This is a genomic window from Chryseobacterium sp. ZHDP1, assembly GCF_018603435.1.
Lineage (GTDB): Bacteria > Bacteroidota > Bacteroidia > Flavobacteriales > Weeksellaceae > Chryseobacterium > Chryseobacterium indicum.
Genome location: NZ_CP075682.1, coordinates 4,295,618 through 4,316,164, shown reverse-complemented (window position 1 = coordinate 4,316,164; position 20,547 = coordinate 4,295,618). Strand labels below are relative to the sequence as shown.

Genomic DNA, 20,547 nt, shown 5'->3' with positions numbered 1-20,547 from the left:
TCTAAAAAATGGAATTTAAAACACTAAGAAATATTGAAAACAGCTTCAGACAGATCAGGCTTTATGCCATCGTATTTGCCGTTCTCTGCATTAGTGTGGTAGGATATGCCGTATGGCAGTCCTACCGTTTTGCGGAGGAACAACGCCAAAAGGTTTATGTATTGGACAACGGAAAATCGCTAATGCTTGCCTTATCGCAGGATGCAAGTATTAACCGACCTGTTGAAGCGAGGGAACACGTAAGACGTTTTCACGAACTGTTCTTCACATTGGCTCCCGATAAGAATGCCATTGAAAGCAATATGAAACGGGCGTTCAACCTTGCCGACAAAAGTGCCTTTGATTATTACAAAGACCTTTCGGAAAAAGGATACTATAACCGTATCATTTCAGGAAACGTACAGCAGCGTATTGAGGTGGATAGCGTTGTCTGCAACTTCGATACCTATCCGTATGCCGTGCGAACCTATGCCAAACAATTCATCATCCGTTCGAGCAATGTAACCAGACGGAACCTGATCACGTCCTGCTATCTCGTGAACTCTGTCCGTTCCGATAATAACCCACAAGGTTTTAATATCGAAAAGTTTGCCGTAACGGAAAACAGGGACATTGAAGTAATTGAACGCTAAAAATAGAAGTTATGAAACAGTTACTTGACTTAGACACATTCGCACAAACCCTCACGAACAAAGGGTATGACGGCTATTTCCAAACAGAAGCGGCCTATGCCGACAAAATCAAAGATAGCATCAGCAGATTTTTGGAGGCTTGTAATAATGGAACAGACAAACCGATGTTGCCAAACATTCTGATGCTGAAAACCTACCTGGAATGGAATGGCGATGATAAGCCAAAGGTTGAATGCAATATGTGGATAAAGTACAAAGACGGTCTTTTCGATGTTCAGAAAATGAATATTGACAGAATAGACCAGTATGGGCAATTATTGAAGCAATCGAAATTAACGGATCTCACTACAAATTCGGTTCCGACAAGAAAAGAAGCGATTGCACAAGTTTCCGAAAAGCCCAGAGAACAGTTGTCTAACCAAAACAGACGGTTCCGAATGCGATAACCGATAATCATTACAATATGAAAAAATTAAGAGCAAAGATGGACAGGCACTTTGACCAATTGGATGATCGCTGGCGTGAACTGCCTGTACGCAAACAGCACAAATATACCCTATACTTTTTCTTGGGTTATCTGATGCTTACCGCAGGCGTGATTGCCAAAGTTTGGTACGACACGGGAAAGTCTGAAAACGATATGAAAATCAGGCATATGGAAAACCCTGTACTCAGAAAAGGAGAAAGCCCTGCAAGCTTACAGGACACATTATCAACCATTTTTAAAAATAAGATTTATGAAAGAAAATGAAAATAAAAAGACGGTGGTTCGGGTAACCGAGGGTAATCCGAAAGAAACCGCTGATGTGCTGCAAGACAGTACGCAGAGCAAAGCCGATAAACTGAAAAAGCCACTCATATTCGGCTTGATGGGAATTGTCTTTGTAGGCTGTATGTATCTCATATTTAAACCATCGGAAGATAAGAACGAAATCGAAAGTCTTGGACTGAACGATGCAGTTCCGCAGGCTACTGAAGCAGGATTACAGTCGGACAAGCAAAAGGCATACGAACAGGAAATGCTGGAACAAAAGGATAAAGAAAAACGAAATGCCCTGACAACGCTTTCAGATTACTGGAATACAGACAGCTCCCAGAGTATGGAAGAAGAAATACCTGAAGAAGAGGAAAGCTATCGTTATGGTTCTGAAAGAAATTCCGGCAGATATGGAAATTCTATCTTAAACAGTTACCGCAATGCACAAAGTACATTGGGTTCGTTTTATCAGGACGATAATTTGGAAACAATAGAACTCCGCAGGCAATTGGACGAACTGAAAGAGCAATTGGCTGAAAAAGATGTACCCAAAGCTGCAACTATAGATGACCAGCTTGCACTGATGGAAAAATCCTATCAGATGGCAGCAAAGTATCTTCCCCAAGGTAGTACGAGTACTTCAGAAGCTCTACCTGTCAATAACAGCAATGCTTCAGGAACTGCTACTACTAATCAAAAAGAGCATTTTGTAGCATTTACGTCTATGAGGAAAAACACTGTTTCTGCCTTATACCGTGAACCCAGCGATAGTGCATTTTTAGCCGATTGGAGCCAGACCAAAAATCGTGGCTTTTATACCGCAGGTTCCATTGAGCAGGTGGTACAACCGAAAAACAGTATAAAAGCAAGCGTACACGAAACACAAACAATAGTTGGCGAAACAGGTGTACGTCTTCGTTTATTGGAGCCAGCCCAAACACCACAACGAACCATTCCCAAAGGAACGATTGTAACAGCTAATGCCAAATTTCAGGGAGGGCGATTACAGCTAAAGATTACTTCGATAGAACTGGAGGGCAACATCATCCCTGTGGATATTACCATTTACGATTTGGACGGACAGCAAGGATTGTATGTTCCGTATTCGCCTGAAATGAATGCCCTTACAGAAATGGCAGGCAATATGAGCCAACAATCAGGAACAAGCTTGATGCTTACTCAAAATGCCGGACAGCAAGTTGCCGCAGACCTTAGCCGTGGCGTAGTACAGGGTATTTCGGGCTATTTCGCCAAAAAAGTAAGAACGCCAAAGGTAACACTGAAAGCAGGACATCAGGTCTTCTTGGTATCTAAAAAATAATGTTGAATTCAAATAATAAAACAATGAAAAATCATTTTAAAACTTTTTGGGCAATTGCCCTCATACTTGGCTTTGCCGTACAATCTTATGCACAGGACAGCATTAGAACACCGCTTGCCCTGGGCAAGATAGAACCGTACCGTATGGAATTGACCTACGATAAAACTTCGCACCTGATTTTCCCGACTGCCATTCGTTACGTGGATTTGGGAAGTGAATACCTAATTGCAGGAAAAGCGGAAGATGCCGAAAATGTATTGCGTGTAAAAGCATCGGTAAGGGATTTTGAAGCGGAAACCAATTTTTCCGTTATCACGAATGACGGACGTTTTTACAGTTTCAATGTGTATTACAGCGGGTATCCCGAAGCATTGAGCTATGACCTTTTGACAATGCAAAAAGCAGTGGACAAAGCCAACGGTAACGATGTGCTTTTTGAAGAATTGGGCAACAATTCTCCCTCATTGGCGGGCTTGCTTTTGGAAACTATTTACAAAAAGGACAAACGCATTGTAAAGCATATTGGGGCTAAGAGTTTCGGCATTCAGTTTATTCTGAAAGGAATTTACATACACAATGGTAAATACTATTTCCATACGGAATTGAGAAATCGCAGCAATGTACCGTTCAATATCGACTTTGTGAATTTCAAGGTAGTTGATAAAAAGGTTGCCAAACGAACCGTAGTACAGGAACGCCCGATGATACCGCTTCGTACCTATAAACCACTTACAGAAATTTCGGGACAAACCACCGAACAAAATGTTTTCCTGTTAGACCAATTCACTATTGCCGATGATAAGGTACTGTTGGTTGAGATTTTCGAGAAGAACGGTGGTCGTCATCAAACACTTCAGGTAGAAAATTCGGATTTGATAAAAGCCCGATTGATCAACGATATGCATCTGAAATTTTAATAAACCTTTAAAGCAATAATATGAAAAAGTATATCTATACTGTGATGCTTATACTGATAGGCATCACAACCAGCCAAGCGCAACGAATGTTGCCTAAACAAAAAGGATTGGAAGTAAATGTTGGTGTATTATCCGATGATAAAATCGGCAACGATTATTACATCAGCCTTGGTATGACTGTAAACGGCAAAAACGGCAATTATCAGCTATGGGCGTTGGAATATACCCATCAATACCACAACTACAAAGATCTTCGCATACCACAGGAAACCTACACAGCTGAGGGAGGTTATAGTTTCTTTCTTTTGGGCGATGCCCGTAAAAACATCACGCTGAATGCAGCTATAACAGGCGTACTGGGTTATGAAACAATCAACCGTGGCGAAACAATGTTGTATGATGGAGCAAAGGTTTTGAATGAAGACAACTTCATCTACGGAGCCGGTGGAAGGCTCGCTTTTGAAACGTACCTGTCAGATCGTTTTGTGTTAGTTCTGCAAGGACGTACTAAGGTCGTATGGGGTACGGATATGAAACAGTTCCGCCCCTCCGCAGGTGTGGGATTAAGGTTTAACTTTTAAAATGTAAAAACAATGATAGCAATATTCAATAAATTCAGAATAGGCTTATTGCCGATATACTTAATGTTGGCAATTCTCGCAGCTTCGGTTTCTTTGGTATCTTGTAGCAAAGATGATGAACTCGAAATACAGAACGATTTTCCTTTTGAGGTAAATGTAATGCCGGTACCCAAAGATGTTGCCGATGGGCAGACGGTAGAGATCCGCATTACCATACATCGAACAGGAAACTACACGAACACTCAGTATTTTCTTCGCTATTTTCAGTTTGACGGTACAGGAACATTGCAATACTACGATGAACCACCGTACCTCCCGAACGATTTGTATTCATTACCAACAGAGCAGTTTCGCTTGTACTACACTTCAACATCTGCTGTTTCACAATCTTTTGAGGTTTGGATTTCGGACAGCTTCGGGAATGAAAAGCAATTAAGTTTTCAGTTCAATAGTAGTGATTAAGAACAACAACTTTGACAACGACAAAACCGACTTTATAGGTCGGTTTTTTGCTTTTGATTTTCAACCAAGGATGTTTTGTTTAAATTTATTTGATATAATTTTGACAATATGGATGCAGTTACTTCTCAATTGGTAATGGGAATTATTCCGCTTGTTATCGGTATAGGTCTTATCTACTGGATAAGCCGGAGGAAATTTTACAGACGTAATGCGATGGGTGCAGAGGGCTTTTCGAGTTTTGAAGCATCTGTATTTATCCGTTTTATAGAACGTGTTGGTAAATGGATTGCCTATGCTTTAATTATTCTTGGCGTTGTTATTCTTTGGTCTTATACACAGATGAAAAAAGAAAGGGAGAAAAAACAACAGGAAGTTAAAATTGAACAGCCTACCAAACGTTGATAGAAATTTCCCTATAAACTTATTAACGAATCGGATAACCCAAAAGGCTATCCGATTTTTTGTTTACGGCAAAAGAAAACAGCCAAACACTGCCTCTCAACGCCAATGACTACAACATTTCCCAGTTATGTAATAAGCCATTATAAATTAGACTTCCACAGAAAAATTGAGCAGAATATGGAAGTTATCGCAATACAAAAATCCCTACTGGATGGAATGAAAAAAGAGCTGAAAGCACTTTTGGAACTGACCGAAAACGCTACTCGGAAATATACCCCGATTTTCAAAGAAGAGAAATGGCTCGATAACCAGGAAGTGTGCCTGATGATGAACATTACCAAACGGACTTTGCAGACCTATAAGGATAAAGGCTTATTGCCTTACTCCAAGCTCAACCGCAAAAATTATTATAAACTTTCGGATGTGCAGGCTTTGCTAAAAGGCAAACATTCGTATAATACCAATGACAATGGATTTACTGACGAATGAAACCGAAGAAATCATCGAACAACAGGAGATGATAATGCGGTTGCGAAGCCGTATTGAAGAAATATTAAAAAACTACCGCCCCGTAATGAACGGAGAAATATACCTGTCGGGCGAAGATGTATGCAAGCTGTTACACATCAGTAAACGTACTTTGCAACAATATCGTGATGACAATATTCTGCCGTATATTCAAATAGGAGGCAAAATCATTTATAAAGAAACAGATTTATTGAGTGTATTGGAGCAAAACTATTGTAGCCAAAAAATCAAATAATCTATGATCAAATTTAGTTTAGGGCATATTTCTATATCGAAATGAGTTTTGTATCTTTGTAGAAGATAGAAAATACTTAAAGTGTTTTTGCTTTAGGTTCCGCATTAGAAACTGGTAATTTTTAAATCCCCGGAACAGATAAGTAAGAACGCTCACGTCATAGGCGTGGGCGTCCGCTTATTTGGGGGATGGCGTACCAGTGCCTTAATGCCGGTAAGTGTGATTGCCTACGCTTTCTTTTTTTGTGTAGGGTTCATGAAAAAGAAAAAATGGCATTATGGATACAATAAACAGACCCAAACAATCTCTGGCATTTATCAATGATAAAAGCCTCATCTTAGATAGTATTTGCAATGACCTCTCTGGTTCAGGATTTGAAATACTCTTCCGCTTGGAGCATGTCGAAGATGGAATAACTCAATTATCCGCTTTAAAAGCACTTCCAGAAGTCTGTATCATAGACTTAGATTTTTACGATAATGATGTGCTGGTACAGCTTCAGGAATTAAGAGAAAAATATCCACGTATTAAATTGATTGCCCATAGTGATATTGATGATGAGAAAGTTGGCAAGGCTCTTTTAAATATTGGTTTTTCGAGTTGTTTATTGGTTGGCAGTGATGTTGCTGATTTTAAAAAAGCGATTGAAAAAGTTGTAGAAAATTAATTATTATATTTAGTCAATCCCCAACCCTTTATGCATTTCATGCCATTCTTTTCCGAATTGTATACTTTTTAGTGCAGCTTTTCGCTTTTCTTCGGGCAAACAATCGATACAGGTTGGATACTGAAGTCCTTTATAATTTTGCTTACATTGAGGACATAGTTCCATCTTTTTGATATCAAGATTATAAGCGCATTTTCTGCACGCAGTTATTGCATCTTCAAAGGAAAGATATTTGATACAGTCATTTACATGAAGTAAAAAAGCTTCTTTCTCAATCTGCTCTGCATCCTTATTTTTAGCACGTTCTCTTTGTAACCAATATCGGATATTAGATAGATTGTTCTTATTTGCCCATTTATCCTTTGAAACAAAACATTTATCTTGAACCTCGTAAGCATCTTCATTTTCGTAAAATATAGAAATGAGTTCATTTGCCGTTCTGAAAATTGCTTCATCAAATTCATGCTTACAATCTGCACAGCGATATTTTGGAGTTTTCCTTACCCTTACGCTTGGATTTTTGTTATTGCAATTTGAACAAAGTGGAACGGGTTCATAATTATATTTTTTTAGCACATAATCTGTAAAATCAGACTTACTAACTTCTTGATTGCTATCTATGTAGTCTTTAGTATATCCTCTTATTAGTTCTCTTAAATAATCGGAATATTTTCTTGGATGAGAATTATGTTGTATAGTTAATGTATCAGTACTACTGCAAATTTCGCATTTATCTTTAATAAATTCTGACCTCCTTTCTTTCCAGTCTTTTGTATGCCAGGAGCGCTGTTCCTCTTTGGACCCATTCCAATACTGTGCTTTTGCAAGTTCCAACTGAATTTCGCTATTTACTAATTGGTCTCTTAGTTCTATAAGTTCGTTATAGGTTAGCATTTGCTTTTACTAATTTTTAAGCACCATTTTGGTGCATACTTTTTTTGTAAATATATTCTTTGACTATCCCTTTCACAATCTTTTCGAAACGTCAGCAGTTATATCAATTCTTCTTGTGTTACTATCTTTATGGCTTCACCAAATTTCTTTTTGAGATCAATATCTTTTATACTATCCGGAAATGCCATTGCTAATAGATATTTTGGTCTGGATAGGGCTACATATATTAATCTCCTCGTTTCATCAGGAAAAATATTTCCGCTGTTTGATATGTTTTCAAATAAGATGTTATCCTTATGCTTTCTTTCATTGAAGAAAACAAGAATTGAATCCAAGGTTTGACCTTTGACTTGGTGTATTGTTGTAATGGGAATATTAAAAGCAGAAAAAGACTTCTTGAAATGCTGGCTTACGGTTTCCAATAATGTAGTTTTTTCGAAGTATTTTGATTTTCTATTTCGTAAATTAAAGTCAACGTCATAATTAAGTTTCAATCTGTTTTTTAGAAAAAGCTGAGTTTCTGTTGTCCAGTCTTGTACAGTTTTGCTAAAATCAGGTAATTCATTTAAGATGGTAATCATTAAAGAATTAAAATGAGCATCAACACTCTTTTCTTTTTCAATTTCCTTTAGTATATGATAATCAGATGTATCAGTATAAATGAGCTGAATACTTATTGCTCGTATTTCTTTTATTGCATTTTTAATATCACCGCTGATGTAGAGATTTTTAGCATAAATGATATCTTTAGGTAGTTCTGTACCCCAAGGTCTTTGTTCTAGTTTTTTTCCCAGCAACGAATCTTTTAACGAATTTCCCCTAACTACAATACAGCTATTAAGGTGTTTCTTTGTTGAACAATAATCGTCATAATGTTTAATTATTAATTGGTGATTATTGCTTGAATATTTGTACACTATAACAGAGTTATTTTGCTCCTCACAGTCAACACTATTAATTGCTAAGTCGTCTGAACGTCTAACTTTAGAAAAAACATCAATGATACTTTGAGGCGAACGTCTATTGTCGGTCAAGTCATAAGATTGCCAAGTTTGATCGCTTTCATATTTTCTTAAGAATTCATCAGGTTTTGCGTCTCTCCATTCATACAGGCTTTGATAAGGGTCTCCAATTAATTCAATGTTTTTCAGGCCTTGGTTCACCAATTCCTCAAATATGGCGTGCTGTATTAAAGAATTGTCCTGAGCCTCATCAATTATAACAAAAGGGAATCTTAGACTAAGCCATTGGCAAATTTTGGGGTTATTTCTTAATAAATGTAGTGCAATATATGCAGAGTCTCCAGTTGATATAAGACCTTTTGTAAATTGTCTATTTTTTATTAGCTGACAATACTTATTAAAATTCTCTCTATCTACTTTATCCAGAGATGGTTGATTGCCATTTATTGAAAATGTACCATCAGGCTCAATTCTTATTTCGCTCGGAGGATATAAATGAAAAATACTGCGATTATTTTTTGCTTTATATTCTGCGTTATTCAAAGGTCGTAACAAACCATCTAGTGTCTTTCCATTTTTTACGTAGGTCGTTTTCCACATGTCATCTAAGATATTTGTATGATCAAGTATCTTTGGTCTATTGAAATCACGATTAAGCAAATTATAAAAAGGAAGTGTAATAAATTTATTTATAAAACTATCAATGGTTGATACGTGGTTAGGAAACTGAAGTGATTTACCGCTTAGCTTTCTATATGCTTCATTAATTTCGTCTTTAGCAGAATTAGTGAACGATAAACAAGCTACACCAGAATGACCTCCGATTTCTTTTGAAGTTTCTAAATTTAAAATCTTCTTCGCAATAGTGGTTGTTTTTCCACTACCTGGGCAGGCACTTAGAATAACTTTCCCCCTAGCTTGTAGATAAGCTAATCTTTCCTCATTTTCAAAATACATTATAATCCGTTTTTTAAATGAGTTAATGCATTTAATATATACTTTGGAACCATAAATGATGCTTTTGCATCTTCCAAATTATCCAGCAAATGAATTGAGAAGTCCTGTGCAAATTCAGCTTTAGCGGGAAAAGTTTTCCATAGGAGAATTGCAACTTTCCTTCTTTGCTCATCTGTCATTAAATCTGTAGCAAATGTCGCCATATAAGCAACAATTTTAATGATTTTAGCACTTTCTACAAGGTCTAAATATTGTACTAAAAAGTTGCTTTTAAAATTTCTCCTATCATCATTTATGTTATGCAATGCAATTTCGTATTCTAATGTTTTGAATGACTCAAAGATTTGAATGTTATCTGCATTATTCTTTACAGAATTCAAGTTTTTTATTCTCGATACTGCATTACCTTTTTGAATAGAATCATCTAACAGATCGAGAATAGTGGTATCATTTATCAAACTATCAAAACTATATTCAGTTTTTTTCGAATCTGTAAATCTATCATCATCTGTGATGATGGAAATAGGTTTGTTAATTCTCTCTAATAGATTTGAATGATTAAAAAGATAGAGGAATGGATAGAAAGATGTTCCTTTTACGTTAACAATTTCGGTTCTGTAATCCTCCAATTTATAGTCCTCCAAAAGAGTAAACGCTGAAATCAATAGTTCTTCTGAAATACCTTCAATGAACAAAATTGATTTTGCAAATAAAAGTTGAGATTTGGTCACGTCTATATATCTCTGAAGCTTCTTCATTCTATTTTCCAAATCAGGATCTAACAATTCCTTATTTTTGGTGGTATCTTCGATTAATTTTTCAGACTCTCTATTTTGAAATTGTTTATCAAGTTTTGTCGCTTTGCCACAATCCAAAAGGATAAGATTCTTTAGGGGGACTTTTGAAGTTAAAGTCGGTGAATGAGTAGTTATAAATAGCTGACTATTTTCGGTAGCATTTGCATTGTTGAGAAAGTTATAAAGGCTTAGTTGCAATTGGGGATGCAGATGAGATTCAGGCTCTTCAATTAATAAGGCGAAATGAGGAAGACCATTATCTTTAATTTGCTCTTTTATATCACCAAGAACTACTGCTATGTATATCAGATTGTTTAACCCTAAACTATTTTGCCATAAATGAAATCCTTCATCCGTTAGGGTTGATCTATCATGTGGAAGATAGGGTTTAATAGCATTAACAATATATTCTGTTTTTGCTTCTTCAATTCTAACCCCAATTTTATTATCAATAACTTTCTTAAAAATACTTTCGAGATTTGTATTCACCCCGTCTCTGGTATTTTTTACCTCATCACGGCTCAACAATTGAGAATTAGCATCTTTAATAATTTGTTCAATTTCAGACTCAGACTTTTCTCTCTTTACAAATCGTCTTATAACTTTTCCAAGAATATTATTCCGAGTGCTCAGTAGATCTTTAGTACTATCTCTCAATGCCCCTAAATAGTAATGTTGAAAAAGTTCAAATGTTTTATAATCGGCTTTTTGCCCATCAATATTTCCTGTATTATATGAGAAGTTCGGATATTTCCCATCTTTCTCTTCGTAAGAAATCGATATTTTAGCATAATCTTCTTCGATTTTATTAGGATCGATTACCATATATTCATAAAAAGCTCCTTTTTGCGCTGTAGATAGCCCTTTGAAAACATATGTTATAGTAATGAGTGAAGACTTTTGAATAGTTTTGATTCCTCCGTTCTCTACTGTTTTTTGATGAAAGTCATCAGATGTAACAGAAATCTCTCTGATAGGCTCTCCAATATTATATAACAGACGTATAGCGTCAATGATTGCTGATTTTCCACACCCATTTTCACCAATAATTATATTTAATTTGGGGTCAAATTCTGTTTCAATTGCTTCGATTCCTTTGTAATTCTCAACTTTTATATAGGATAAATACATTTGCTTTTCTTGGTTAGAAATAAATAAACAAAGCTATAATGGTATGTATAGAATCAATTAAATTGAAAATAAGTTTTACAATCTCGTTGAGCAACAAACAATACTTCAAGCCTTTGGCTAATTTATAAAAAAAATGGTATTGTATGATAAATTGCTTTCAAAGTATTATTTCTAATCAAGCGACGTTCTTTTGCTTCTTTTCTTTGGTCGCAGATGTGAAAAGAAAAGAAGTCATTTCCAAAAACAACAAATGGGATAATGAATATCCCATGAAAAGAATGTCGCAACCTGTTTGGTAAAATGTAGAGAAAGGGAACTGCATAGCGGTGCATTTTAGTAAAGTGGTTGCACCTTTTTAAATGCGAAAAGGCGGTTCCGACCAAAGGAAGGATGCGTCTTTTCGCCGCCCGACCTTTTGGGGTCAGGCGACTTTCAGGGGTTGGGTGTGGAAATTTTTCAGATTAATGAAAAATCCCCTGTTTTCGGTCATTCCGTAGCGAAACATATTCCACAACAGCGAACAACCCATTTGAGCCAATGTTGCATTGATATACAAATCCTGTTTTTCTAAAGCTTCTGCCAAACTGCAACTTGGCGTATCGTCCGTTTGTTCGGACTGGTTTAGCAGTTCTCCAAATTCATCTGTAACCATTGGCAGGCTTGCCACCGTTTCATACTTTTCAGAGTCGGGTTGTTTGATACTTCCGATGGTAGATAGTAACACTTGCCCTGTATGTTGGCTGTTTCCAAAATCCAACCAATATTTTGGTTCATCACGGTTGGCTCTGCGTTGTTTACTCATTGCTTTGAGCATTTCTGCAATATCAAACCTTGTCTTTACATTATCCACACAAGTAATATAAATCGTAGCTTTCGCATTTTCGGGCAGTCCTCCTAAAGAATTGCGTTCAAACTTTTGGGTTTCTGCTTTCCAATTTGTTCCCATAAACCGATTAACACGGTTTATGAGTGCTACCGATTTGTACAAGCCTGTTTCACTCGGTGCAAATCGCTGTCTGCCTAAATTGGCTTCCGTGATAATATCATCATCCCACAAACGAACATGCAATCCTGCGTGTCCCAATTCTGTTAAACTGTGGTTCATTTCCATTAAGGCGGTCAGCACCTTTGAACCTGTGCCACCTGCACCAATCAAATTGACTTCAATCGGGTTAGTAGGGCTTATCAAATAGTTGTCCGTAAAATGAACGGCTGTTTTTACTGTTTCCATTACAATAGATTTTTAAGGGTTTTGTTATACGGTTTCAATACTTCTTTCGGAAAGGGTTTATCTGTATTGATAAGGTCTTTCCAAACTTTTACGCAATCGCCTTTTATGGGATTGTGTTTGCCCAATAAGTGGCTGAAATAACTATTGAAAAAGTAGTGTTCCCAAGCCTGTATAAATTCTTCCACCGAAGCCGATTTTTTAATATCAACGCTTACTGTACCCATACAAACTTTACCATCTTCGTAAATATTGAAAAACGGAGCGTAATGCAGTTTAGTCTTATCGTTCGGTCTTCTGTCACTCGAAAGGGAATAAACGGCAAGACTGTTTTTGCTTGCTTTCCAAAGCATTGGCGGTACAAAGGCTTTACCATTGGGAATTTTCAGACCGTCCACAAAAAACAACTTTCTTTGCTGTGCTTTGGTGTACCAGATTACCGTGGCTTTTTCTGCACTCGGATTAAGGTGCAAAATGTTTGTCGGTAAAATTCCGTTTGGTTTTAAAAAGGCTTTGTCCTTGTCTTTTTCGGTGCGAAGTGACTTTGCCAATATATTTGCTTCTCTCACGGTCAATGGGTGGGCATTGATTGGATTTCCGTTTTTATCCATATCAAAATGCTCTACATACACATCGGTTGTCCGTTCTTTGGTTTCGTAGAATACCAAAGCCGATTTGGGGTGGTATAATGTCCCGAAGTCCTGTGTTATATCGTTAATCGTTTCCATATTCTTGTGTTTAACATTGGTGTAAAATATCGCTTAGGTTGTGTAATAATTGAAATAACCTCTTTTCAAAACAAAGATTGTTGGCGGTTATATCCCTGCCGTCAAACTGTTTTAGTATAATGGGTTCTTCCATTTGTCCGTATTCCTGTATATCGGTGTTTACGGATTCTATCAAGGTTTCATTCAGCCAACCTTTATGGTCTGCGTAAAATGAAATGTACTTTTCCATTCCGATAACATTTTCCATATCGTCTCCAGATGCTTCTCCATTGGGTTTGGCATTGCGGAGTACATTTTCATTCGGATAGGTTTTATACAGGGAAAAGGCTTCTTTTGCTACGGTTAAACATTCCTTGTCAAAAACATTTCTTACTTTGAACTTTTCAATACGCTGTTCAAATACGGTCAGATTGATACGGTTATAAATCCGTTGTTCAATAAAATCACCGATAAATTCGGCTTGTTTGATTTCTGATAAATAAACTTCGGTTTCTTCGGTATAATCGTCCTGTTCAACCCAATCGTTCATCATTTCGTACATCCAATAGAGATAGCTTGCTTCCTGCCTGTAATACGGAATGTCGGCTATATGATACAGATAAGCACAAACAGACAATAATAAATGTGCGTTGGATTTTCTCTTTTTATCGTGCAAAAGGCGGTACAATGACGAAACAGGAATGTAAAAAAGTGTTGCTCCTGTATTGTAGCGTTCTTCACTTACGAAATAGGTTTTCTTACTGTCCTGTACCAAACGGATTTCTTCCCAATCCAAAACCTTGCTCTTTAACTTTTCCTCTACATCAGTCATAGCCAATGCCATATTATAGGGATAGTCAAATTGTTTGGTCTGTGCAGGTTCAATATTGTAATGTTCTGCCAATTTGGAAAGGGACTGAAAAAAATCCCTTTCCGTTTTGTCTGATTTACTGCAAGCCTGTACGGTTTTCGTTTCTTTCAGTTTAGGCAGAAACGAACATTTTAGAAAACCATTGGCAACATCGCTGTTGGTACTGATTTGCGTTTGTCTTTCCGTACTTCGTTTGCATCCTTTGGCTTTTGCATCCAATTGGCGAACTCGTTTAACTGGCGGTGCAATTGTCTTTGTCGTTGCTGTTCGGGTATTGTAATCGTTCCCGATAGGATATGTCTGTGCATAGTTCATCGCTTTAAAATTTTGGTTTACCCTTTCGTTCCCATTACGCTCTCAAATCTGTACTCGACTGCATCGTCCTTTATCTGCGGTGCAGATGCTTTTGCGGTAGTCAGTATGGGGTACATATTGGCGTAAAAATTCATTACCGCTTCCACGCTCCAACGTGGTTCGGGGTCGGTCAGTCTGATGTCCTGTCCTTTATCTTTGAGTATAAAAACTCTTTCCAATTGCGTTGCTAATAACATAATGCTCGTTTTTAATGGTTAATACTCTGTTTCTTCTTCGTCCGTTTCATCAATGGGATAGTCGGATATAACTTCTTCTGCTTGTGGCAGTTCGGGTGCTGTTTCCTCAATTGTTCCAAAAAGGCTCGGTGTGGCGAATTTGTCTGACAATGATGTTTTGCGTTTGCGTATCTCGTCCGCTTTTTCGGGAAATTCGGTTATCTCGGGAACTTTCATCCACGCTTCACGGAATTTGCCCTCTTTTTCGAGTTCGTCAGCCTTTGCCATTCCGTCTTTAAATTTTTTGTCTTTGGCTTCTTTTTCCTTTTTGGCTTTCTCGGTCTTTTCTTTTTCCATTGCCGATTGCTTTTTGACTTCCTCCATTTGTTTTAAGAATTTTTCCATATCCACCATTACGCCCGAAACGGTTTTAACAGGTGCTTTTATCTGCTCAAAAAATCCCTCGTCAAATTCCTGCGGAGTGGCGTTAAACGTTAAGGGGGGAATTAGATTTTTGGCACTATCTCCACATTGTTCGTTGTTGAGCAATACCGATACGATAAGGTTGTTTTCTGCTCCTTTGGAAATGTTGAGTTGCAGTACCCCTGTAAAGTCCAAAGCTTGTATCTGATTGAAAAAATTGGTATTCATCGTTCTGAAATTTTAATTGTTAACTATTCGTTTTTTGATTGCTGTGAGTTTCTCGTGTATGTCCACCCAATAGGCTTTTTGTCGTTTGTCAAACTCCGAGAAACTTTTGTCCTCGTGGCTGTACCCTGTATTTCTTTTGGCTATTTTGATAGCTTCTTTTAAGTCGGTTATTTCAATTTCACAACCGTTCAAATCGGTTATATACATACCTCTGTAATTAATTGTGATAATGGAAATTCCTCTGACCAAAATTCTTCGCTCGTGTGCTTTCCGTAGGCTTTATACATTGCTGTTCCTGTCTTATATAGTACAAGCCTGTAACAGTCCAAGCGATTTTCGGGTACGGATAATGTTTGGAGTTCTTCTTTGTCAATATCCACGTATGCCATAGGCTTATTTTCAAGCCATTTGTATAAATCGGGGTTATCGTCTTCGTCAGCGGTATAAAAATCTACTGCCGTATCGTAATAGTTCAGTGATTGTAAAAAGTAATCTTCTTCAAACGGCTTAACCATTTCAAGCCTTTTTTGCTGCTCCTTTTTCCAATCTTCGGTAATGTGGACAATGGCAAAATTGCAATTGTCCCATTCGCTGTTGGTTCCTGCTTTGAGCAGTACGTATGCTGTTGGTTTATCTGATAATTTCATCGTTCTGAATGTTAGTGTTGGTAAATTGATTTTCGATTTTACGTTCCAATAAGGTTTCTAAAATTTCGTACTCGCTGTCGTAATCTTCGCCCTCAAAATGGTAGGTGTCAGTTTCTTCGTCAAACTCGAACTGTTCAAAATCTTCGTACTCCAAAAAAACATCTGTGAGTAGCTTGTCAGCAGATGTTGCCCTGCCACATACACAGTTACCCAATTCCAGATAGTCCTGTGTGAAATTCACGTTATAGTGTTCTGCTATCTTTTGTACTTCTACAATATTGGGCGACCATTTTGTTTCATATTGGAATACGCCTGTTACATCATCGTTTTGATAGATTTCAAAGAAATAACCACCGTTATGCTCCGAAACAAATTCGGGTAACTGTCCGCATTCTTCTTTCTGTTCCTTTTCAACCATTGATTTGAATAGCTGTTGTATCTGTTCGATTGCTTCGGGTTTGCCCTCGAAAACAACCGTATTACTGCACCAATTTGTCATAATCGTTTATTGTTTAAGGTTATGAATGTGATTTTTCAGCGGTATAAACGCCATTCACATAGTAGCCGAATGACTGCTCCCAAAGGCGTATTAAACCGTCCGTGTCTATGTAGAAATACTCTGTACGATTGCAGTAGATAATATGTACTGTTTCGTCCTTGTGCTTTTTTTTAAGGCTCTTGCCTTTAGCCAATTCTTTTGCTTCCTCTATGGTTTTTGCTTTCATATCCTGCTGTCTTGTATCGTTAAAAATTTCTACTATATCCACAATGGCACATTCGGGACAACCCTCTACGGTTGTTATCTGCTGTATTGCTCCCTGCTTTCCGCTTAGTGATATTACTCTTAGCATTGTTGTACCTGTGTCGTGCTTTAGCGTTGCTTCATATATCTCTATTGTCATAACTGTTGTTTATAGTAGGCTACCACCGATTAAGGCGGTAGCCTGTTGTTATTTAATTAAGGTTTAGGATTTCCGCACCGTCTGTTGCAAAGGCGGTACACAATTCAAATGCTTTCTGCGTTTTCTGTTGAGCCGTTCCACCTAATACAATGCTCTGCAACTTGGCTTCATCATCTTTGTAATTTCTTACGTTCTGATAGTAGCCTGTTACGGCATTATATGCCCCGAACAATGTACCTTTGGTCGTGTCCATTTGCTGTGTGTCGCTTATCATCGCATAGGTAAAAGCATTATCAACCACGTTTTTGAACACGGTGGAAATTTCATCTTCCGCACCTTTGTTGATTAGCTCTAAAGTTTCCTTGTTCGGGCAAAGTGCCAATTGGATTAGCTTTCTTACTTCTCGGTCTGATACTTTTACCTTTGTCCAATTGTTGAAAATGTTCTCTAATTGGTTACTCAACGTATTGGCAAGTCCCATAATCTTGTGAGCGTTCTCAATACGCTGTTTTGCTCCCGAAGTATGTTTGATACGGACTACATTGGTCATATTGCGTAACGAAGCGTTTAAGGTGTTTTGGCACACGATACGGATAGGTGTAAACGCTGCGGTAATACTTCCGCTACCATCGTGCGAAGTGGTTAGGAAAATGTACTTTTCCGTAACATCATCGCCATTGCCCACTCGGATATAATCGGGTAGTTTGGCTGTGATAAAAATGCGTTCTCCGTTACCCAATGCTCCTGCGGTTTCGTAGAGAATACCCTCGCCACCACCTACAATGGCATCAAAGAAATTAAAGGCTTCACGGTTCTGTACAATGTGGTAATCCTTACCGACTACGCCCAAAACTGCATTGTTATCAGTGCGTATGTTGGCGAAATAGTTAGGTACTTCCAATTCGCTACTGCCTATCTCGATGCCGTTGGCTGTTTCGATAATACCCGAACCTTTGGTAAACAGTGGGGATTTTATGACTTCGTAATCTAACCCTGCGTGTCGGATAGCTTCCTCACTCGTTGGGTATTGCTCCACGATTTGCCCTAAACCGTGCCACGCTTTTTGCTGTACTGAAAAGAAACTGTGCTTTCCTGTTTGCTCGTTGAAATTGATATTATGTGCCATTTTGATAAAATTTTGATGTTAAAAAATGATTGAATGTTCTTGATTAAAATGGGAGGTCGTCCTCTGTTCCCTGTGCTGTAAATCCGTTGTTTTCAGATTGTGCAGTAGCCTGTGCGGTTTCGGTTCTTTTGATACCTCCGTGAAACTTGATGTTTGAGGTATGGAAATTCAGACCTGCTTTCGGCTCTCCGTCTTTGCCTGTCCACGCTCTTGTGCTTACCCTGCCTGTGAGTTCTACCAAAGTGCCTTTGGTCAGTAGTGATGCTACCTTTGCAGACAGCCAATAGGCACAGTCGAAGTAGGTTGTTTGCTCAATGCGTTCGCCCTGTTTGTTCTTGTAGCTTTCGTTGGTCGCTACTGAAAAGTTTACTACTTGTTTGTCCTGTGACGTTGTGCGTACTTCCGCATCCCTTGTCAGTCTTCCGATGATGTTCATAATCGTTCCTGTTTTAAAAGTTTTACATTTTGTTACGTTCGCTTTTCTCGTTTCCTGCTTCCTGTTGTGGTTTGCTCCGCTTCGCTTCGCATAATTTTTTCCAAAAGAAAAACCGGAAAAAAGAAAGCAGACTATCAAGGCGGTCAAGAGGAAAAGCCAAAAGGAAACGGAATAATTGGAGGGTACCTTTAGGGAGGAAACCGTTTATGCCGTAGTCTTTTGGCTGGGATTGAGCTTGGGGTGACCGCCGTACTTTGGCTGCCTTTTTACCGGTTGATTATGGAAATATTCTGTCCTAAATTTTTGTTGTAATTGACCAGGCTATTAAAGCCTATAAGAGAGATTTGAAAAATGAAACTGAAAGGGAATGGATAAGGAGTTAGTTTTTCAATTTTCTATTTAGAAAACAGCCTTAAAAAGCTCTTTTATGAGAGAGGGAAACAAAACGCAGGGAGATAAATGTGCTTTGGCTGTAAAAAAGTACGGGCATAAAAAAAGCAGAACCTATAAAGTTCTGCTCTGTTAAAAGGAAGTGTAATAATCTAATCAGACGATTGCTAAAAATGCTTCTTCCATTTCTTGAAATTTCGGAGCCACCAAATCCATATCCTTACTGATTTTCTGGCTGGTTATTTTAGCATAAATCTGTGTGGTGGAAATGTTTTTGTGTCCCATCATTTTACTAAGGCTTTCAAGCGGTACGCCTTCGGTTAAGAACATCGTACCAAAAGTGTGTCTTGCCGTATGAAAGGTTACTTTCTGTTCTGTAATGATCTCCGCTGTTTCAATCAATTTACTGACGTGATTGTTACAGGTTACATTTGTAGGAACCGGGAAGATAATTTCGTTCCTCGTCGTACCTTGATATTTTTCAATGATACGTTTTGGGATTTCCATCAACCTAACATTGGACGCAATATCCGATTTCTTTCTCCTGCTGATGATCCATTGATGACCATCAAAGAATGATTGGATATTATTCCGAGTTAATTTCTTAATGTCTGCATAAGCAAGTCCGGTGAAACAACTAAAGATAAAGAGATCTTTTACAAGCTCATATCTTGGGTGTGACGGTACGCATTTCATCAGCTTCTCAACATCTTCTTTCAAAATGTAACCTCTGTCGGTTTCCTGCATATTTATCTCATAATCCTGAAAGGGATTATCACGTATCAAGCCTTTTTTGATAGCCAATTCAGCGAGACTTAACACCGGCATCGTGTAAACCCAAACTGTATTGTGAGAAGACTGTAAATCGTATCGGAGATAAAAATCAAATTCCCTGATAAACTCGGCAGTCAATTCCCGGAATGCCATATCATCACGATGATAACGTTCTTTAATAAAATTGGTAAGATGGTTGTAAACCGTGATATACTTGTTGTAAGTGCTTTGTGAACGTTCTTCTTTTTCGACCAATCTTTTAAAATCTTCGTTTTGATCGTTGAATACTTTTAGTATTGCATCATCCATCACACCGACACCAAGAAAAGAAAGCTTTACTTTCTGTGCGGTGGCAAAACCTTCATGTTTCTGCATGTCTTCGTATATCTTGTCGATACGACCACGTATGTTATCCAGTTTCTGGTTAATATTCAATGCAACGGCACTTTTACCCTCAACTCTTCCGTGTTTTAAATTCCAATTATTAGGGTTTATTTCTAACTTTGTCCCCAAAGTTTTCGGTGTTCCGTCAATGGTAATACGTGCCATAATTGGTGCGTTACCATTCTTTTTCAGTTCGTTCTTTTTCAAATAGAAAAGCAGTTTGAACGTCGATTTTTTTGTCTGCTCCATAACTCAAATGTTTAATGTTTAAAATTAACTTTCATTGAGTTACAAGGAAATGTAAAAAGAGGTGCAAAAGACTGAAATATAACAAGTTAATATATATCATTACCTTTATCAATCGGTAACGAATTAGTAACCTAACCTTGTCATTTTAAGCCCAAAACTTATCAGACACAGAGTTCCAAACTACGACTACTATTTTATAAAACATTGTATAGCAAAGGTTTTAATCGTTTTGCTTACTTTTGCTTTTTACTAATCTTTTTTATTGAAAAAACAAATATTTTATCTTTTTTAGACGATTTTTCGATTAAAGCTCCATATCGTTGCTACGAACCTGACAGGATTCGAACCTTTTCAAAAATATTAAATAACTGAAAATCAACTATATATTAAAATAATTTTGTTTCTGTGG

25 protein-coding genes are annotated in these 20,547 nt (G+C 37.6%); 11 read left to right on the top strand and 14 right to left on the bottom strand.

Annotated features, from left to right (window positions below; all coding sequences use genetic code 11):
* Positions 1-8: 8 nt before the first annotated feature.
* The 11 genes from traK (at position 9) to KKI44_RS19915 (ending at position 6,502) form a co-directional block, all read left to right on the top strand.
* On the top strand, positions 9-632 hold the full coding sequence (traK, locus tag KKI44_RS19965) for a conjugative transposon protein TraK (RefSeq protein ID WP_026357722.1): 624 nt from the start codon (positions 9-11) through the stop codon (positions 630-632).
* A gap of 11 nt (positions 633-643) precedes the next feature.
* Positions 644-1,078 carry a hypothetical protein gene (locus KKI44_RS19960; RefSeq protein ID WP_034871419.1) on the top strand — a complete coding sequence of 145 codons (435 nt, stop codon included), beginning with the start codon at positions 644-646 and terminating at the stop codon, positions 1,076-1,078.
* 17 nt (positions 1,079-1,095) lie between these two features.
* Complete coding sequence (locus KKI44_RS19955) at positions 1,096-1,383, top strand: hypothetical protein (RefSeq protein WP_034871420.1); 288 nt, start codon at positions 1,096-1,098, stop codon at positions 1,381-1,383.
* Positions 1,370-2,710 carry a conjugative transposon protein TraM gene (gene traM, locus KKI44_RS19950; RefSeq protein WP_070562255.1) on the top strand — a complete coding sequence of 447 codons (1,341 nt, stop codon included), beginning with the start codon at positions 1,370-1,372 and terminating at the stop codon, positions 2,708-2,710. The genes KKI44_RS19955 and traM overlap by 14 nt, the downstream gene beginning before the upstream one ends.
* A gap of 23 nt (positions 2,711-2,733) precedes the next feature.
* Entirely contained in the window at positions 2,734-3,627 is an 894-nt protein-coding gene (traN, locus tag KKI44_RS19945; RefSeq protein WP_034871537.1) for a conjugative transposon protein TraN, read from the top strand.
* Positions 3,628-3,647: 20 nt separating this feature from the next.
* A complete protein-coding gene (locus KKI44_RS19940; protein ID WP_078798986.1) occupies positions 3,648-4,208 on the top strand; it encodes a conjugal transfer protein TraO in 561 nt (186 codons plus the stop codon).
* Positions 4,209-4,220: 12 nt separating this feature from the next.
* Positions 4,221-4,670: a DUF3872 domain-containing protein gene (locus tag KKI44_RS19935; protein ID WP_034871422.1), complete on the top strand. Its 450-nt coding sequence runs from the start codon at positions 4,221-4,223 to the stop codon at positions 4,668-4,670.
* 108 nt (positions 4,671-4,778) lie between these two features.
* Positions 4,779-5,072, top strand: a complete 294-nt coding sequence (locus tag KKI44_RS19930) for a hypothetical protein (protein WP_019977033.1) — start codon at positions 4,779-4,781, stop codon at positions 5,070-5,072.
* Between the two features lie 177 nt (positions 5,073-5,249).
* Complete coding sequence (locus KKI44_RS19925; protein WP_034871538.1) at positions 5,250-5,561, top strand: helix-turn-helix domain-containing protein; 312 nt, start codon at positions 5,250-5,252, stop codon at positions 5,559-5,561.
* Complete coding sequence (locus KKI44_RS19920) at positions 5,542-5,835, top strand: helix-turn-helix domain-containing protein (RefSeq protein ID WP_034871423.1); 294 nt, start codon at positions 5,542-5,544, stop codon at positions 5,833-5,835. Before KKI44_RS19925 ends, KKI44_RS19920 begins: the two co-directional genes overlap by 20 nt.
* Before the next feature lie 277 nt (positions 5,836-6,112).
* Positions 6,113-6,502 (top strand): response regulator transcription factor, encoded by a 390-nt coding sequence (locus tag KKI44_RS19915; RefSeq protein WP_034871424.1) that lies wholly within the window; start codon positions 6,113-6,115, stop codon positions 6,500-6,502.
* 9 nt (positions 6,503-6,511) lie between these two features.
* Here the strand turns inward: KKI44_RS19915 and KKI44_RS19910 are convergent, their stop codons facing one another.
* The 14 genes from KKI44_RS19910 to KKI44_RS19845 all read right to left on the bottom strand — a co-directional run bounded on the left by KKI44_RS19910 (position 6,512) and on the right by KKI44_RS19845 (position 20,138).
* Positions 6,512-7,396, bottom strand: a complete 885-nt coding sequence (locus KKI44_RS19910) for a hypothetical protein (RefSeq protein WP_034871425.1) — start codon at positions 7,394-7,396, stop codon at positions 6,512-6,514.
* A gap of 98 nt (positions 7,397-7,494) precedes the next feature.
* Positions 7,495-9,315, bottom strand: a complete 1,821-nt coding sequence (locus KKI44_RS19905) for a UvrD-helicase domain-containing protein (protein WP_070562257.1) — start codon at positions 9,313-9,315, stop codon at positions 7,495-7,497.
* The gene (locus KKI44_RS19900; RefSeq protein ID WP_059344612.1) at positions 9,315-11,243 is read right to left on the bottom strand and encodes an ATP-dependent nuclease; all 1,929 of its coding nucleotides are present in this window, start codon (positions 11,241-11,243) and stop codon (positions 9,315-9,317) included. Before KKI44_RS19900 ends, KKI44_RS19905 begins: the two co-directional genes overlap by 1 nt.
* A 421-nt stretch (positions 11,244-11,664) precedes the next feature.
* The gene (locus KKI44_RS19895) at positions 11,665-12,474 is read right to left on the bottom strand and encodes a PRTRC system ThiF family protein (protein ID WP_034871430.1); all 810 of its coding nucleotides are present in this window, start codon (positions 12,472-12,474) and stop codon (positions 11,665-11,667) included.
* The gene (locus tag KKI44_RS19890) at positions 12,474-13,199 is read right to left on the bottom strand and encodes a PRTRC system protein B (protein WP_034871431.1); all 726 of its coding nucleotides are present in this window, start codon (positions 13,197-13,199) and stop codon (positions 12,474-12,476) included. Before KKI44_RS19890 ends, KKI44_RS19895 begins: the two co-directional genes overlap by 1 nt.
* Before the next feature lie 10 nt (positions 13,200-13,209).
* On the bottom strand, positions 13,210-14,364 hold the full coding sequence (locus KKI44_RS19885; RefSeq protein ID WP_214588861.1) for a hypothetical protein: 1,155 nt from the start codon (positions 14,362-14,364) through the stop codon (positions 13,210-13,212).
* Positions 14,365-14,381: 17 nt separating this feature from the next.
* Positions 14,382-14,600: a PRTRC system protein C gene (locus KKI44_RS19880; RefSeq protein WP_019976352.1), complete on the bottom strand. Its 219-nt coding sequence runs from the start codon at positions 14,598-14,600 to the stop codon at positions 14,382-14,384.
* An 18-nt stretch (positions 14,601-14,618) separates the two neighbouring features.
* On the bottom strand, positions 14,619-15,230 hold the full coding sequence (locus tag KKI44_RS19875; protein ID WP_059344610.1) for a PRTRC system protein E: 612 nt from the start codon (positions 15,228-15,230) through the stop codon (positions 14,619-14,621).
* A 197-nt stretch (positions 15,231-15,427) separates the two neighbouring features.
* A complete protein-coding gene (locus KKI44_RS19870) occupies positions 15,428-15,877 on the bottom strand; it encodes a hypothetical protein (protein WP_034871435.1) in 450 nt (149 codons plus the stop codon).
* The gene (locus KKI44_RS19865) at positions 15,861-16,376 is read right to left on the bottom strand and encodes a hypothetical protein (RefSeq protein WP_034871436.1); all 516 of its coding nucleotides are present in this window, start codon (positions 16,374-16,376) and stop codon (positions 15,861-15,863) included. The genes KKI44_RS19870 and KKI44_RS19865 overlap by 17 nt, the downstream gene beginning before the upstream one ends.
* 19 nt (positions 16,377-16,395) lie before the next feature.
* The gene (locus KKI44_RS22765; protein ID WP_228445516.1) at positions 16,396-16,728 is read right to left on the bottom strand and encodes a hypothetical protein; all 333 of its coding nucleotides are present in this window, start codon (positions 16,726-16,728) and stop codon (positions 16,396-16,398) included.
* A 103-nt stretch (positions 16,729-16,831) separates the two neighbouring features.
* The gene (locus KKI44_RS19855) at positions 16,832-17,905 is read right to left on the bottom strand and encodes a DUF932 domain-containing protein (protein WP_034871437.1); all 1,074 of its coding nucleotides are present in this window, start codon (positions 17,903-17,905) and stop codon (positions 16,832-16,834) included.
* 43 nt (positions 17,906-17,948) lie between these two features.
* Positions 17,949-18,341 carry a single-stranded DNA-binding protein gene (locus KKI44_RS19850; RefSeq protein WP_034871542.1) on the bottom strand — a complete coding sequence of 131 codons (393 nt, stop codon included), beginning with the start codon at positions 18,339-18,341 and terminating at the stop codon, positions 17,949-17,951.
* 546 nt (positions 18,342-18,887) lie between these two features.
* Positions 18,888-20,138, bottom strand: a complete 1,251-nt coding sequence (locus KKI44_RS19845) for a site-specific integrase (protein WP_034871438.1) — start codon at positions 20,136-20,138, stop codon at positions 18,888-18,890.
* Between the last annotated feature and the right edge of the window lie 409 nt (positions 20,139-20,547).

Excerpts from the sequence above, each read along its gene's own strand:
- KKI44_RS19880 (WP_019976352.1), bottom strand. The coding sequence starts at position 14,600 with ATGTTATTAGCAACGCAATTGGAAAGAGTTTTTATACTCAAAGATAAA.
- KKI44_RS19875 (WP_059344610.1), bottom strand. The coding sequence starts at position 15,230 with ATGAATACCAATTTTTTCAATCAGATACAAGCTTTGGACTTTACAGGG.
- KKI44_RS19955 (WP_034871420.1), top strand. The coding sequence starts at position 1,096 with ATGAAAAAATTAAGAGCAAAGATGGACAGGCACTTTGACCAATTGGAT.
- KKI44_RS22765 (WP_228445516.1), bottom strand. The coding sequence starts at position 16,728 with ATGCTAAGAGTAATATCACTAAGCGGAAAGCAGGGAGCAATACAGCAG.
- KKI44_RS19895 (WP_034871430.1), bottom strand. The coding sequence starts at position 12,474 with ATGGAAACAGTAAAAACAGCCGTTCATTTTACGGACAACTATTTGATA.
- KKI44_RS19855 (WP_034871437.1), bottom strand. The coding sequence starts at position 17,905 with ATGGCACATAATATCAATTTCAACGAGCAAACAGGAAAGCACAGTTTC.
- KKI44_RS19910 (WP_034871425.1), bottom strand. The coding sequence starts at position 7,396 with ATGCTAACCTATAACGAACTTATAGAACTAAGAGACCAATTAGTAAAT.
- KKI44_RS19845 (WP_034871438.1), bottom strand. The coding sequence starts at position 20,138 with ATGGAGCAGACAAAAAAATCGACGTTCAAACTGCTTTTCTATTTGAAA.
- traM (WP_070562255.1), top strand. The coding sequence starts at position 1,370 with ATGAAAGAAAATGAAAATAAAAAGACGGTGGTTCGGGTAACCGAGGGT.
- KKI44_RS19925 (WP_034871538.1), top strand. The coding sequence starts at position 5,250 with ATGGAAGTTATCGCAATACAAAAATCCCTACTGGATGGAATGAAAAAA.
- KKI44_RS19885 (WP_214588861.1), bottom strand. The coding sequence starts at position 14,364 with ATGAACTATGCACAGACATATCCTATCGGGAACGATTACAATACCCGA.
- traK (WP_026357722.1), top strand. The coding sequence starts at position 9 with ATGGAATTTAAAACACTAAGAAATATTGAAAACAGCTTCAGACAGATC.
- KKI44_RS19935 (WP_034871422.1), top strand. The coding sequence starts at position 4,221 with ATGATAGCAATATTCAATAAATTCAGAATAGGCTTATTGCCGATATAC.
- traN (WP_034871537.1), top strand. The coding sequence starts at position 2,734 with ATGAAAAATCATTTTAAAACTTTTTGGGCAATTGCCCTCATACTTGGC.
- KKI44_RS19900 (WP_059344612.1), bottom strand. The coding sequence starts at position 11,243 with ATGTATTTATCCTATATAAAAGTTGAGAATTACAAAGGAATCGAAGCA.
- KKI44_RS19905 (WP_070562257.1), bottom strand. The coding sequence starts at position 9,315 with ATGTATTTTGAAAATGAGGAAAGATTAGCTTATCTACAAGCTAGGGGG.
- KKI44_RS19920 (WP_034871423.1), top strand. The coding sequence starts at position 5,542 with ATGGATTTACTGACGAATGAAACCGAAGAAATCATCGAACAACAGGAG.
- KKI44_RS19960 (WP_034871419.1), top strand. The coding sequence starts at position 644 with ATGAAACAGTTACTTGACTTAGACACATTCGCACAAACCCTCACGAAC.
- KKI44_RS19870 (WP_034871435.1), bottom strand. The coding sequence starts at position 15,877 with ATGAAATTATCAGATAAACCAACAGCATACGTACTGCTCAAAGCAGGA.
- KKI44_RS19890 (WP_034871431.1), bottom strand. The coding sequence starts at position 13,199 with ATGGAAACGATTAACGATATAACACAGGACTTCGGGACATTATACCAC.
- KKI44_RS19865 (WP_034871436.1), bottom strand. The coding sequence starts at position 16,376 with ATGACAAATTGGTGCAGTAATACGGTTGTTTTCGAGGGCAAACCCGAA.
- KKI44_RS19850 (WP_034871542.1), bottom strand. The coding sequence starts at position 18,341 with ATGAACATCATCGGAAGACTGACAAGGGATGCGGAAGTACGCACAACG.
- KKI44_RS19930 (WP_019977033.1), top strand. The coding sequence starts at position 4,779 with ATGGATGCAGTTACTTCTCAATTGGTAATGGGAATTATTCCGCTTGTT.
- KKI44_RS19940 (WP_078798986.1), top strand. The coding sequence starts at position 3,648 with ATGAAAAAGTATATCTATACTGTGATGCTTATACTGATAGGCATCACA.
- KKI44_RS19915 (WP_034871424.1), top strand. The coding sequence starts at position 6,113 with ATGGATACAATAAACAGACCCAAACAATCTCTGGCATTTATCAATGAT.